12 protein-coding genes are annotated in these 14776 nt (G+C 38.0%); 6 read left to right on the top strand and 6 right to left on the bottom strand.

The features are described from left to right. The first annotated feature begins 2 nt into the window (after positions 1-2). From UABAM_RS23780 to UABAM_RS23760, 5 genes are all read left to right on the top strand, one after another. Positions 3-437, top strand: coding sequence for a hypothetical protein (locus UABAM_RS23780; protein ID WP_151970491.1), 435 nt, complete (start codon positions 3-5; stop codon positions 435-437). A 132-nt stretch (positions 438-569) separates the two neighbouring features. Continuing rightward, complete coding sequence (locus UABAM_RS23775; RefSeq protein WP_151970490.1) at positions 570-1982, top strand: hypothetical protein; 1413 nt, start codon at positions 570-572, stop codon at positions 1980-1982. Positions 1983-2063: 81 nt separating this feature from the next. After that, positions 2064-3281, top strand: coding sequence for a diaminopimelate decarboxylase (gene lysA / locus UABAM_RS23770; protein ID WP_229759302.1), 1218 nt, complete (start codon positions 2064-2066; stop codon positions 3279-3281). A gap of 7 nt (positions 3282-3288) precedes the next feature. After that, positions 3289-4491 (top strand): leucine-rich repeat domain-containing protein, encoded by a 1203-nt coding sequence (locus UABAM_RS23765; RefSeq protein WP_151970489.1) that lies wholly within the window; start codon positions 3289-3291, stop codon positions 4489-4491. A gap of 66 nt (positions 4492-4557) precedes the next feature. Beyond that, positions 4558-5097 (top strand): hypothetical protein, encoded by a 540-nt coding sequence (locus UABAM_RS23760; RefSeq protein ID WP_151970488.1) that lies wholly within the window; start codon positions 4558-4560, stop codon positions 5095-5097. Positions 5098-5165: 68 nt separating this feature from the next. Here UABAM_RS23760 and UABAM_RS23755 read toward each other — a convergent pair whose 3' ends face one another. Next, positions 5166-5405, bottom strand: coding sequence for a hypothetical protein (locus UABAM_RS23755; protein WP_151970487.1), 240 nt, complete (start codon positions 5403-5405; stop codon positions 5166-5168). A gap of 481 nt (positions 5406-5886) precedes the next feature. On the opposite strand from UABAM_RS23755, the gene UABAM_RS23750 reads away from it, so the two are divergent. Then, positions 5887-6846 carry an endonuclease I family protein gene (locus UABAM_RS23750; RefSeq protein WP_151970486.1) on the top strand — a complete coding sequence of 320 codons (960 nt, stop codon included), beginning with the start codon at positions 5887-5889 and terminating at the stop codon, positions 6844-6846. Positions 6847-6884: 38 nt separating this feature from the next. Here the strand turns inward: UABAM_RS23750 and UABAM_RS23745 are convergent, their stop codons facing one another. From UABAM_RS23745 to UABAM_RS23725, 5 genes are all read right to left on the bottom strand, one after another. Continuing rightward, positions 6885-7601 (bottom strand): HEAT repeat domain-containing protein, encoded by a 717-nt coding sequence (locus tag UABAM_RS23745; RefSeq protein ID WP_151970485.1) that lies wholly within the window; start codon positions 7599-7601, stop codon positions 6885-6887. A 384-nt stretch (positions 7602-7985) separates the two neighbouring features. After that, positions 7986-8384: a transcription antitermination factor NusB gene (gene nusB, locus UABAM_RS23740; protein ID WP_151970484.1), complete on the bottom strand. Its 399-nt coding sequence runs from the start codon at positions 8382-8384 to the stop codon at positions 7986-7988. Between the two features lie 150 nt (positions 8385-8534). Then, the gene (gene queF / locus UABAM_RS23735) at positions 8535-8897 is read right to left on the bottom strand and encodes a preQ(1) synthase (RefSeq protein WP_151970483.1); all 363 of its coding nucleotides are present in this window, start codon (positions 8895-8897) and stop codon (positions 8535-8537) included. Positions 8898-8931: 34 nt separating this feature from the next. After that, on the bottom strand, positions 8932-13464 hold the full coding sequence (locus tag UABAM_RS23730) for a hypothetical protein (protein ID WP_151970482.1): 4533 nt from the start codon (positions 13462-13464) through the stop codon (positions 8932-8934). A 597-nt stretch (positions 13465-14061) separates the two neighbouring features. Continuing rightward, positions 14062-14727: a superoxide dismutase gene (locus tag UABAM_RS23725; protein WP_152022049.1), complete on the bottom strand. Its 666-nt coding sequence runs from the start codon at positions 14725-14727 to the stop codon at positions 14062-14064. Positions 14728-14776: the final 49 nt, after the last annotated feature.

The following is a 14776-nucleotide window of genomic DNA, read 5'->3' as shown; positions in this document are numbered from 1 at the left end:
CAATGACAACGATTACACTAACTCTAGAACTACTAGAAAAATTAGACATACAAAGTTCGCGTCTCTTAGGTCTTACACAAGACCCTCGTTATAGCGATTTTGTAGAAGAGTTTGAAATAAACCATGTACAGTGCAGTTTGTGGTTAGATATTTCACGAATTTTAGCACACATCCTTGATCGCAATGAATATGAAGACGTTGTATGTGATTATGAAGAATTTGGTTTGATGGCAAAGAAAATAATGGCGTCTTTGGATACAAAATTCATGCATCTCAAACAACTTTTGGCACAGTGTAACGTCCTTCACGACAACTACGAAATCGGCAAAATTCTTCATGAGTCAATGGAAGATGTTCAAGATATCTACAAGAGCATTGAAGTAGCTTTATCCAAAATGTTGACGAACCCAGATGAAATAAAAAATATTTTTGGCTAAAATTTTTTTCCTTTTTCATTTTATATTTCATAATTTACAAAAAGCTACTTTTAGAGATGCTAAGATACAAAGGTATCTCTAATAACGAAACATAAACAGACCTCCACATTCAAAGCCAATAAGGATGGTATTATGATAAGATACATTTTATTCACTCTTTTGTTAACATCAATTGCGTTTGCTAATCTGACAATTTATCCACGTAATGTACAAATGAAGTCCGGATCAACATTGCAATTTACCGTAGTTAGTTCCGATCGCGACGGTAACGCGTTTACCCCACGTAATGTTAGTTGGTCGTCAAATTACGGTAGTGTTAGTAGCGGATGGTTTACCGCTCCTTCGCGACCAGCAACTTATACAGTTACCGCTCGTTGGAAACGCTACAGCGCTTCTGCAACGGTTACAGTAAAGCAACCATACAACCAAATATCTAAAATAGTGGTCACACCACAAAATCAGAGGGTAGAGGTAAATAAAGGTGTTTACTTTAAAGCCGTAGCTTATGATACTTACGGACGTGTTGTACAACTTAAATCTGCCAAATGGTGGGCAGACGGCGGAAATATAGATCAGAACGGCTATTATCGCGCTGGCTATCGCCCAGGTTACTATACTGTATGGGTTCAAGATACCTACAGCGGTCAAAGAGGTTCTGCAAAAGTGCAAGTGGTACGCCAAGTTATACAACCGCCTTTGCTATACCGCATCGTCGTCACTCCACGTAGCAAAAGAATCCAAGTAGGTGCCTCTTTACAACTGACAGCTGTTGGTTATGACAAATTCAATAGAGTGGTTCCCTTCAAACCTAAATGGTTTTGCGATCGAGGTAGCATTAGTAATAGTGGTTACTATCAAGCACCTCGCCGTCCAGGATACGTAAACATATGGGTACAAGATCGTCGCGGTACCGCAAAAGGTACTGCCAACATTGAAGTAGTTCGTAGTTCCATCCCCGGGCCAGGCCCAAATCCTACACCAGGCCGCGTCTACAAAATAGTTATTACACCTCGCAACCAAAGAGTTGCAGTAGGTAGAGCACTACAATTTACCGCGATTGGTTATGACAGATACAACCGCGTCATAAAATTTACCCCTAGATGGTGGTGCGATGGTGGTACAGTGCGCAATGGCTATTATCAAGCAGGAAACAGACCAGGAACCTACAACATAGGTTGTTCAGACAACTATGGTATAAAAGCTCAAACAACTGTAATTGTTGTGCGTAATACCATCCCAGGTCCAGGCCATGGTCACGGAAAAGCACGTATCGATGTAACACTATGGGACGTGAATAGAGGAAATCTCTTCAGCCGTTCACGCGTCAAAACAAATTTCGTAGTATATGGACGTAAAGCACACAAAGTATCGTTATTCGGAATCTATCCGACGGGCAAAGTTGTGGAATTAATCACCCAGTCATGCTCCAATGGTTCCAAACATTCTTTTAAGGAAAAATATTCCTACAACATCACACGTTTGGAATTACGCGTTTACAACTCATACGACGAAGTCATCGCCAAGTATAGTGCTAGCGGACGATAAAGACGCATTGCGATTTTCTTAATACATTAGACCACTTTATCTTTATAAGATAAGGTGGTCTTTTTTTTACGGAGATTATAAATGGTACACAAAGAAATACAGGGCATTTCCTTGTTAGAATTGGCAGACAAATACGATACACCGCTGTACATTTATGATACGCAAGTTATCAAACAACGCTATTTTGCTCTACATGAAGCTCTATCTCCCATTCCCCACAAAATAAAATATGCATGTAAAGCTCTGTCAAATATCCATATCTTACGCTTGCTAAGTGATTGGAAATGTGGACTTGACTGTGTGTCCCCTAATGAAATTAGCCTCGGTATCATGGCAAATTTTTCCCAAGAGGAAATCATTTTTACTCCCAACAGTGTTGCCTTTAACGAAATAGAAGAGGCTTACAAACAAAACGTTCTCATCAACATCGATAGTACCACCACACTCGAAAAATTCGGAAAAAATTACCCAAAAGGTAAATGTTCTTTGCGCTTTAATCCCGACATAACCGCAGGTGCAAATAGTTCCATCCAAACAGGACACCGTTTCTCCAAATTTGGAATTGCCAAAGATCAACTAGATGATGTTGTAAAAATTGTTCGCAAATATTCTCTCGAAATTACAGGTATTCACATTCACACAGGCTCTGGTATTTCACAACCACATATCTTCGTACAAATTTTAAACACTTTAAGTGCGTTGTCGACAAAATTTCCTCATTTACAATTTGTGGATATAGGCGGAGGATTCAAAGTCGCGTATCGCGAGGGAGACGCTTTTATTAGTATAGAAGCGTTAGCACAACAAATAGTTCCGGCGATGCAAAATCTGAATAGCAACTATGGAAAAACTTTAGAACTGTGGTGCGAACCAGGAAAGTATTTAGTCAGCGACTGTGGATATTTATTGGTTACCGTAAACCAAATCAAACAAAATGGCGAACGTATATTTGCCGGTGTAAACTCGGGGCAAAACCATTTGATTCGCCCAATGCTTTACGATGCCTATCATAAAATAACCAACCTCTCCAATCCCCATGGCGACAAACGCGTTTATGATATTGTAGGATATATTTGTGAGGAAGATACATTTGCTAGGCAGCGGCAGGTAGAAGAAATTCATGAGGGAGACGTTTTGTGTATACATAATGCCGGGGCATATGGTTATAGCATGAGCTCAAATTACAATTCGCGATGTCGCCCGGCAGAGGTAATGATACACGAAGGCAAAGACATTCTCATTCGCAAGCGCGAAACGCTACAAGATTTACTACGCGGTCAAAATTTCACTATCCAGTAGGTGTGTTATGAACTATCCCAAAAAAATCATGGAAAAAATATCGGGGTATCTTCGCCAGCCCGAGCATACAAAAGAAATGTTACTCGGAAATTGTCAACTCAACGAATTTCCTGAACATTTACTCAAATGCAAGAATATAGAAACGCTCATTCTCGACGAAAATTTTCTAGAAAGTTGTCCAACACAAATTAAAAATCTACACAATTTGCAAATATTCAGCTGCAACTTCAACCAACTAGAAGAAATTCCTAAAGAGATAGGAGAATTACCAAATTTAACTGTCTTGCATCTTGGTTGGAATCAAATAACCGACTTCCCATACGTGATTCCTTCCTTACAAAATCTGAATATGGCAAACAATCGACTCGATCGCCTTCCCTCAGCAATGACCGAATGCCATTCGCTACAATGTCTAAATTTGCGCAGTAATCGTCTAGAATACATACCACAGACAATACAGCAATTCACCAAAATGGAAACGCTCGACCTAGCAAATAACAAAATCCAGCATATAGAATCGACGTTAGAGCAACTTCACAAGTTACAAAATTTAAACCTGAGCAATAATTTATTAGAAACATTAGACATCGCAAGCTCTACAGTAAAGTCGCTGTTACTAAACCGTAACAATTTGCATTTGTGCTCCGTAAAAGGAGATAACCTAGAACACATTTACCTTGAGCACAACAAACTCACTGCACAAAATGTACACATAGACGCGCGCAACTTGCAAACGCTGCGTATTAGTCACAATCCTTTAGTACACTTTCCACAGATGAGTCCATGTACACGTCTTGAAGAACTATATTTAAACAATTGCTCTTTAGAAAGTATGTGCGCTGACTTTCCCCAGTTAAAAATGTTAAATCTCGAATACAACGAATTGCAAAAACTTCCCCTTCACTCTCCACATCTTAGATTTTTATTTGCCAACAACAATCAAATTACGCACATCGAAAATCTAGCTATTTGCAAAAACCTACAATACTGCTACCTACGTAATAATTCATTGGAAAAAATTTCCAATGAAATCGGAAATTGTGTACAATTAGAAGAACTAGACTTAAGTAACAATAAAATTTCGACCTTGCCCTCAACAATGGAAAACTTAAAAAACTTGCGGTATTTATACTTAGAAAACAATCCGATTGACAAACAACAACAACAAAAAATTCGTCAATCACTACCGCATACATATATTTCATTTTAGACTAGAGCCTAAGGATATTTTTAGAACACAGTTCAATTTCGCAACTTGTCAATTAAAGGAACAACAATGCTATTAAAACAATTATTCGACATTGGTGAAGAATTAGAACTACGCAACGCACGTATGTACGCTCACTTTTCGCTACTGCACAGCGACGATGAGAGAATTGCACAAACATGGGAGCAAATGAGTACGGATGAATGGCAACACTATATATTGTTGAACTATTGCAAAGGGCTATGTGAAAACTGCGGGCAATTAGAAAAGCCAGCCCCTGAAATTAGCGAGAAAGGCTTACAAGAAACACGTGATATACTCGATGCTGGAGAAAAAAAGCTTCACAGTGGAACGCTGACATTAAATGAGTGTTTTGAGGCCTCTATTGCACTAGAAAAAGGTGAAACAGACAACATTTTTCACAAACTAGTAGGGGTGTCAAAAGAAGTGGCACAACAATTCGACAATCAACAAGCGTATTTGAAGATAAAAAAGGCGGAAAAAAAAGCCGAAAACCACACGGATCGCCTACTACAAGCGGTAAAACGCTTTGCAAACTCCCCCGATCTAGTGCGACAAGCTCAGAAAAAACTCTCTGGCCATCATTAGGCGGGTGGTGCGTTAGGCTAAAGCAGCGAAAAACAAAGGAATCCATGGGAATGTGGATTCCTTTGTTTTTATCGTTCGTAAATCGCGTAGAGAAAAAATATCAGTGGGATGTAGACCAAACACGGTAGCAATAGGACGCGAATGTAGCCAAATTGCTGAACGAAAACCGCCATCGATGGGTTTATATCGACTAACTCTTGTATTTCTAAAACAACACCGAGCACCGATAGTAGGTAATATGCTGTGTAGAGACTAATACCGATCATAGCGTTGCGCGCTGCAAAGCGCAAGTTGACCTTTTTTTTCATGGGAACTCCTTCTTATTAGTTTGTTTGGCTTAGCCTATTCAATATAAATGTTTGGAGGGGGTTTTGCAATTGTTATTTGGGGTTGGTGATTGTGGTATGGGTTTAGCACTTCCATGTTGGTGCCAAACCTATACCTAAATCACAACCGACATCAACCCAATAGCATCAGACAAACACCCAAGAAAGACACAAAACGCCCTCAAATCGAGTTCTCCCAAGAATTTTTTCCAACCAGCATCTTGTTATCTAACAACTTTATCACTTTCCATTTACGAAGAAACGCATTGGGGATACCACCACTATTTTAAGACCATTCGCAATTCGTACAGTGAAAAACGTTGTAACAGAGCGTCATTTTTAGTAAACTAGAACTCAATGTAATAAGTAGATGATTGCAGATTTTAGATAAGGTTAAGGTCACGGTTATACAACCGCAATACTGTATAACACGAGTTTATTTTTTTAAATAAGGAACAACATCATGTTGACAAGATACATGTTCGTTTTACTACTGGTTTTCAGTTGTTTGAATGCCGAAGAGACGATTTCAAAACGGACGCTTACCATGCAGAGTGTTGAGGGAATCGAATTGCAATTTTCTGCAGATACATTCGTGGGAGACAACAGCTATATCGTTGTTAAAAACGAGAATGAAGAATTGGCGCGTTTTGCAGGAAAAACAGCGGCGAGTCAAAAACTTCTCGTACTGGGAAATTTTGTGGATGTTCACATCACTACCGATACGGAAGATAACTATCATATTGATTTTGTTTATACCCGCGCAGTGGATTATTTAGAAGTCACCCCGCGTATTCGTCTCGGTCAATTTGGCGAATTGCGCGACCGCGATTTAAAAGACGAGCTGTATAATCTTGTAAAAGGACACACCTCTTTGGGATATACCTCGGCGCGTACGCGTATGTTTTCAGAAATTGATAACCGCAGTGGTTATGTCGACTGCGTATACACAGATTTAGTCATGCAAACTAAGGGTATTCCAGATCATACAGTCATGAATACCGAACATACTTGGCCAAAGTCTCGTGGAGCAAAAAGTGAACCGGCAAAGAGTGATTTGCACCATTTATTCCCCACCGATTCGAAAGCCAACAGCCGTCGTAGTAGTTACTACTTTGGTAGCGTTGTAGACATAGTGTGGCAAGATGGTGAGAGTCTTCTTGGACGAGATTCAGGAGGATTTACAGTTTTTACACCGCCGCGTAGTCATCGTGGAGACGTAGCACGAGCGCTTTTTTACTTTTCGATTCGTTATCGCAAAGAAATTCCTTCTTTTGAGGAACGAATCTTAAAAGAGTGGCATCGCGACGATCCTGTGGATCAGAAAGAAGTGGCGCGTAACGATGGTATATCGCGTTATCAGAAAAATCGCAATCCGTTCATTGACGACTCTTCGTTGGTGGATCGTATTAGCGACTTCTAATATCATTTGTCTCTAGGAAGTTTTCCTAGAGACAACTATTACGAAGTGCGTTGTTTCCATTTCTCAATAAATTGTTGCTTCTTGTTTTCCAACCATTGCTGCTTTTCTTTGCGCATCTCTTCTTTTCTTTGTTCTTCTTCGAGGTGATCACACACCATTTCGATAAATTCCATATATTCGGGATTTTCTTCTTCACCTAGAGCGACAATTGCCATCATGCGAATTTCGGGATCTTGGCTTTTCTTTAAAATATGTTCGATAATTTGAGGATTGGTAATTTTATCGAAGGCAACACTGCGTTGATCGGTGTCCTCGCTATACAGTACCAAATTTTTTAAAATCTCTTCGTCACTTATATGTAACGTTGCTTCACGGCGTACATCCTCATCTTTGTCTTGGTGAGCGACAATCTCTAATGTGCTTTCATCCTTTATTTTTTGTACAGCAAGGTAGCGCACACCAACATTCTCATTATCAATAGCCTCTTTTTTGAGTATATCTATATCTGTTATTTGCTGAATTGCCGTTTCTTTGGCATTTTCGTCTTTATCCTCGTAGAGAATATCCACAAGAAGTTTTTGATCTTGTAATTTTTTAATCGCAGCACAACGCACATTTACATTTTTGTCGCGCAATGCAATTTTTTTCAATGTTTTTTGATTTTCTAACTCACTGACGGCTTTCACCCGTACTTCCCATTCGGAGTTCATCCACTTCGGTAAGACGCGATCCGCTACTTTATTCCATTTGCCCATGACCATCCCCATCAAGACCCGCAACTTTATTCCATAGTTAATTGATAGTTTCTATTGTTATAAAAAAGCAAAATACAGTCAAGAGTTATTACAATAAACTCATCAAAAATGATGCAATTTACACAGATGTACATTGCGATACTTATTTCACTGCGACAAAATGTTCGGTGCTGTGTAAGACAAATTTTATTTCTGTGTATCCTGAATTGAAAAATTTCCCCATTGCTTTCTCCGTTTTCAGCAATAATTTTTTGGGTTACGGATAAGAAAAGCTAGGCATGTCGTTTCGTCATATTTAGACGGTGGGTTACAACGAGTGTTTTGTGAAGTGCGCTTAGGCTAGCCCAAGCGACATCAAACGACGTGCTGAGCTTAGCCAAAAATTTAGTTCTTTTTTAAGTTATCCAATATTCCGTTAATAAAGGCACCGGAATGTTCTGTCGAAAATCTTTTTCCCAAATTTATCGCTTCGTTTATTACCACTTTTTGTGGAACATCTTTTCGATATAATAATTCGTATACTGCTATGCGCAGTATTGTGCGATCTACCACTGCCATACGGGATAGATCCCAATTTTTTGCAACTTTAGCAATCGCATCATTTATATTTTCCCAATAGATGCGGCAGCCATCTATCAACTCTAAAGCGTATTTTCTCACTTCAGCACAGCACTCGGTGCTTTCGATAAAGGTATCTTTTTGCTCTAAAATTTCATCGTTTCTCAAGTCCATTTGGTATAAGAATTGCAAAGCTACTTGTCTCGCCTTTGTACGTTTTCTCATATTATTTCTCTGAATTTTGTTTTCCGTGAGGCGTGTAATTCGCAAACTTTATTCGCATCTAGCCACTGAAAATCGCAATGTATTCTGCATGCTGTAGTGCAGTTGCCATTTTTCACAGCTAGATGCCGAACAAATTTAAAATAACACGTCTTATTTTTCGTTCTTATTCCACGTAACAACAACGGATGTCGTAATACCTCCGCGGGCTAAAAATGATCCAGTGACTTTTATTTCACGTGGTTGGGAAACGCGAACAATGTCATCTAAAATTTTGTTGGTTACGGCTTCGTGGAAAGCACCCTCTTCGCGGTAAGACCACAGATATAGTTTTAACGATTTTAATTCAATACATTTTTCATCGGGAATATAACTAATTTGGATAGTCGCAAAATCTGGTTGGCCGGTTTTAGGACATAGGCAAGTAAATTCGGGGCTATCAATATTAATCCAGTAATTTCTACTTGGGTACGGGTTGTCGAAAGTATCGATATCTTTTGAAGGTGTTGTAGACATTTGTGTTTCTTTCCTCATTATTTGTAGTTGGCTTCTATAATAGTTCTCTAAGATGAATACTACTCTCAGTATAGGCTTCACTGAGCTGTAATTTCATAGACCATTTTTGTTGTATGCGTAATATACGCCTTCTATAAGACGGTATTATGGCATTTTTTAGTAGTAAATTCAACTTTTCTTCTGCCAAGGTTTTTTCGCCTATGCGGTAATAAATGTCGATGATATTGCAATGCAGATACAGTTTTTCCAAATTTTCGACTTGTTCATAGTTCGTGCTAAGTTTAGGGATTTCCTGCAACTTATCGGGAACAATATCAAAAAATGCGAAAGAAATATGCCATGTATGAACATTGAGTTGATAAGTGTTTAGTAAATCGATCACCATATCATAATCGCGAAAATGTTTTAAATAGATAGGTATGGCGATATCGGCGTATTTGTAATCGTTCATTCCTTCATGCAATGCTTTTTGTATTTTTTCGACTAAACTATGGCGCATTCCAAATCCAAGTGCACAATCTAAAAACTCATAAAAATTGCGCATTGCTGTCGGGGAAAATGAGTTTTGCAAAACAAATACATTGCTAACAGCCTGCTGAATGTCCCCAAGAGAAATATCACTGGGGAAGCACTTCACCCCCTCAAGAATTACCGGAAACATGATGGATTGTTCCTTCTCAAGTAGATAAGAAAATGCTTGCTTTAACAAATCATCTGCTTGTCCTGGTATTTTAGCAACAATGTGTTTTGCACTGCGAATCATTTGCTGTGAGATATTGTTATGTACACCATGCTTTGCAATAAAATTGGCATATGTTTTTTGTATATCTATTAAATCACCTTCCGAGCAATAAGCGATTACTTGGCAAAAACTGTGTACTAAAAGATCACTGTCTGTCAAATGTGCTTTAGCTCTAGAAATAATCTGCTGTTGGTCTTCCGCAGAGTATTTTGCAAAAAAGTATAGTTGACAACACAAATACTCTACCTGATTTTCCAAATCGCGAAATAACAGTAAATGCTGTGGTGAAAAATTTCGGTTGCACATGTAGTGCAAAAAAGAACTTTGTTCTTCGTTAGGCAATTCATGCAACATTTCAATCATCAAGCGATGTATCATATTTTGCTGCGATTCTTCTAAATCTAGGTCGCAAAGAATACGGTTCAGGTGTGGTAATGCCGCAACGTTGCCTTGATGTAATTGTTGCACAACATAATCATATAAAATCGCTTTTCCAGAATCGATTAACGGCAAAAAAGGTATGCTCTTTGACGGCCTTGTCGCGAACTTATCGGTATTTTCGGCATAAAATTTTATACATATTCCTTGCAATTCTTGTTGTGCCGTTTTCGGTAAAATATTCCATAGTCTTACGATCGTTGACCAAGTGTCTAAGTCGCAGTTACCGTCGCCTATCATGTTTTGCAATAGAAAAAAAGTTTCTTCTTCTGGCATAAGTAGGATGTAACTATTGATTACTTCAATAACTTTCTTTTGCACATTATTTTGCTCTTGTTGTGAGGCCTCAAGAAGTAATATAAATACCTCCTTGCGCAATTCCAATTCAAGTAAAGGAATGACGTAAATTAAAAAATCATAAAACGAATAACGTACATTTTCATTGCTATGAGTAGACAAAACTGGCAATATTTTTTGCAATGCTAAGTTATCTTTTTTAATGCTTTGTGGAGCGGTAAGCATTAACTTCAAACATGCAATATTTGTATTTTCTCCAATATTCTTCTCTAGAGTGAAAACACAACAATTCACAAGAAAAGGCAAAAATGGCTTAGGAACTTGTCGTGTTAACAGCATTGGTATACAACTATCATCTTTGTAGTGGATGCTTTTGATGAACTTGTAGTAATAATCCGTAACCTCTTGTAAATTTTTACGCGTGTTTTTATCTTCGATTTTAGATACGAGAGATATCATATCAGAGATATACATTTGCGCTTTTTCTTCGTTGATAGATTTGTATAAGAATTGGAACGCAAACTCTATTGATTTTTGCAAATATTTCTGCGAGCCTTCTAAATTGTATTTTAGTTTGTACAGTAAGTACAACTGCTCGTATTTTTTCCCCATTAAACATGCGTTAATAGTGTTTTCACTGCAAAAAGTACTATTCACCGCGATATATAAATTTTGATGTTTGGTGAAGTGGCCCACAACGGCATTGAAATATTTAGAACTCGACACGTTTACCATTTCGCAGATTTTTCGGCATAAAATCTGAAGGTATTCGAGGCTATACGACTCTGCGACATCAATTTTTTCTGATATTTTTTCTAGTGTCGTGCGTGTTGGAATCGGTCCCTCATCTAAAGCAAGCGCCATGTACTTCATGAGTTCACTATTTTGCTGCTGTTCATTTTCCAAATGAAATATTTTTGTGTCATTACTTGAACCGGGCTTTATGTCCTGGCGTTCTTTTCTTTCTGTTGGGCGAATTCGATGTTGTTCTTTTAAACGAATGATCTGTTCACCAAAAGAAAAGTTTCTTCGGGTTTCATGTTTGATTTTTTTCAATCCAACATCGGAATTACGACGTGTCTGATTGACTTCACCGCCGCGTATACTGGGCGAAACTTTTTTATATACACTAAAACTTTGACGTAGTAGTTCATGAACATATAAGTGTTTGTTTTTCTCTTCAACAAACCCTTCTACCTTTAAAAACTTTATAATTTCGAGCATTGTTTCTTGGTGTGGATATTTTTTCTCCAGTGCGCTAATTGCAATGTCTTCTCTCATCACAAGCTTCAAAAACTTGGAATCTACTCGTTCCAAGACATCGCTCCACAACTCTTGGTACATTTTATCCAGTGATTTTTGTTCTAGTTGGTCACAAATACTTCGATTTATTTCAATACGTAAACGATCATCTTCGTATTTTTTCAGTTCCCCTACTGTTAGAGTAATGTCGTTCACTTCGTTCTTCGACATTAGATTTCCCTGTAGCATCACAACATCGCTCTCAATAAGATTTTTTTCAATGAACGATGTAATATAGTAACCTATTAAATGTAGTATGAGAGGTATCCCTGCGGTTTTATCATGAATATCTTCTAATGTTTTTCTTCGCAAAACAATTCCACAGCGATTGAACACTTCGTGGAGAAACGTACAAGTATTTTCTTTGGAAAAGTAGCGTAGATTCCAGATATAGCTGTTAAATAAAAGGTTATACGCAACAGATTTTTCGTAAAAAACCTGATCTGTCGGTGTTAGACGAAGAATGGGAATAATGTGTATATTCTTGCATTTTGCCGAAAAGCTCAATAGTGCGTTATAAAACTTGATAAATGTTGGTGAAGGAAGCGCCATGTGCTCTTTCATATTCGTCTTTTTTATCGATGAAAAAGTTCTCTCTTGCTGAATGAATTGTTCATAGTTTTCCATGACAATGGCCAATTTACTATCTTGTAAGACTCCGTCAAGACGTAACAGTAGTTGTCCAAAATAATCGAGAACATTATCGAGATCTCTTTGGCGATGGATTTCTCTTTTTAAAATTTTTGCGGTATGTGGCAAAGAACCAAGTAATTTTTTTTGCGTATTTTCACATTTTTCAGTGATGATATCGCAGGCAGTGCGCAGAAAAGTTTCAAAATTGTCCGTTTCGCACTGCAAAGTTACCATTTCAAACTCGGCAACTAACCTTGTCTTCAAAGAAGCAGTGACTTTCTCCAGATCACAGTTCGGCGCAAGGGCGAAAATAGAAAATTTTTCACCGCTTTTTGTTGAATCAATAATTTTCTCTATACCGCTTGTCAATTGAGCATCTTTTTGCAAAACAAATAGGTTGCTATGTTGTAGCAGCCTAGAAACACCACTGTGTTCACAAACACGGTCTTTTTTGACTTGGTAAAAGTACTCTTCGTCCATAGATATTACGGAAAAAAAACGACTGTTGTACTTTTCCATTTCGCTAAAACAATTGCTAAAAGTTCCCTGCAAGTTTTCTTCATACAAAATTTCGGGCATATGATCAAAAATTAGAAATATGTACAGAGAGCATTCTCGTGCAAACAACTGTATTAGTTTGATAAGATCTACCGTCATTGGTTTCGGACACGGATTTTTTTCTAGACAGTGCAAGAATTCAAAAAAGGAAAACTCCACCATATCCTTGCGCAGATAATTGGCAAGATCAGGTGCCACAAGCAAAGCTTTATTTAACCATGTCTTTGCTTTTAATACACGCTCTAACTGCTGATAGCGATAAGGACTCTGCCGACAAGATTGTTCTAACCCCGTTACAATACTCAAATATACATCCTGCTCGTTTTCACATCCTTTCATACATATATACAAAGGAATATAGTTTGTCATTTCCTTCGAATTGAGAACTTGTCTATATAAATATTTGAGTAGAGCTGTTTTTCCGACTCCGCTTGAACCGACTAGTAGATGTAAGTGTCTTTGAAAGTGAAATGGATTTTGAACGAAGTTATTTAAATCCAAAAACATATCGGTAATAATTTTGTGGCGCCCGCAGAAAAAGACAGGATTTGTATTTGCGGGAGAAAAACGCTTTGCTATTATCTTTGAATTTTTCATCTATTTTGCGACCAAAAAAAAGGCATCGGATATAATAAAAACAAAAAACTACCATAGCTAATATCATGGGGATTTATCACAAAATTTAAAGCTGAAGGCAGGTGCATAATCGGAAAATCGATATTATAGAGTGTTGAAAAAATGAACTTGCAAAATGGACCTGCAAAATGCAGAGTGAAGATAATTGTAGAAAAAACATGGCTATCTCTGTGAAATCTTATCTGAAAAAAAGTTATAAACACAGCAAATTCACATAACAAAACATACTCAAAACCGCCCAAAAATCCCAAGGCGCAACTACAAGGAGTGATTGCGAAAAGAATTGCCAATAGTACATCGTATTTACGAACAAGGGAGGTAAACAAAAAAAGCAAAATACGTATGACAAACCACAGAGGATATATATATTCGCTACTCAACATTTTACATCCATATTTAGATTTTAAAAAACTACAACACTGAATATTTCGGTGGCATCGGTCATAAAAATAATCTAAGCGGGTATTCCCTGGAATACCACATGGCTATCGGGTTAGATAGCCAATTTCACATGGCAATATTTATTTTGGCATGTATATGGAATACCAGGGCACCACTTTATGACATAGCCTTGGCAAATCTCGCTTCAATTACTTTCCAATTGACAACGTTCCACCAAGCTTTTATGTAGTCACCACGCAGATTTTGATATTTCAAATAATACGCATGTTCCCAGACATCAAGGCCTAGAATAGGAACAGCACCGTGGCTCACAGGGTTGTCTTGATTTGGAGTTGTAACAATCTCCAATTTTTTGTCTTTTACAACCAACCATCCCCAACCACTGCCAAAAATACTTTTCGTTTGTTTAAAAAAAGTTTCTTTAAATTTATCAACAGAGGAAAACTTCTTTTCAAGAGCGGTTTTTAAAGCTCCATCTGCCAACACCCCGCCACCATCAGTACTAGGGCTCATAGACTCCCAAAACAAAGAGTGGTTGTAGTGTCCGCCACCGTTGTTGCGCACGCTCTCTCTTATGTTTTTGGGGACGGAAGATAGACTCGCCAATAACTCCTCAACGCTTTTGTTAAGAAGACTATCTTGTCCCTTTAAAGCTTTGTTTAATTTATTGACATACCCTTGATGATGTTTACTATGATGTATTTCCATTGTTTGTGCGTCAATATGAGGCTCTAAGGCTTTATATTCGAAGCCAAGCTGTGGTAATTTATGCTCAACTACGGAATTTTCCTGCGCGTTGCAACTAGCGAACACTCCTCCCATAGCCCCTAAAGCGACAACTTGCCCACTTTTTATTAAGAAGTCTCTACGT

This window comes from Candidatus Uabimicrobium amorphum (genome assembly GCF_009002475.1).
Taxonomy (GTDB): Bacteria; Planctomycetota; Uabimicrobiia; order Uabimicrobiales; family Uabimicrobiaceae; genus Uabimicrobium; species Uabimicrobium amorphum.
The sequence above is the reverse complement of the archived record's forward strand: the minus strand, read 5'-3'. Positions and strand labels throughout refer to the sequence as shown.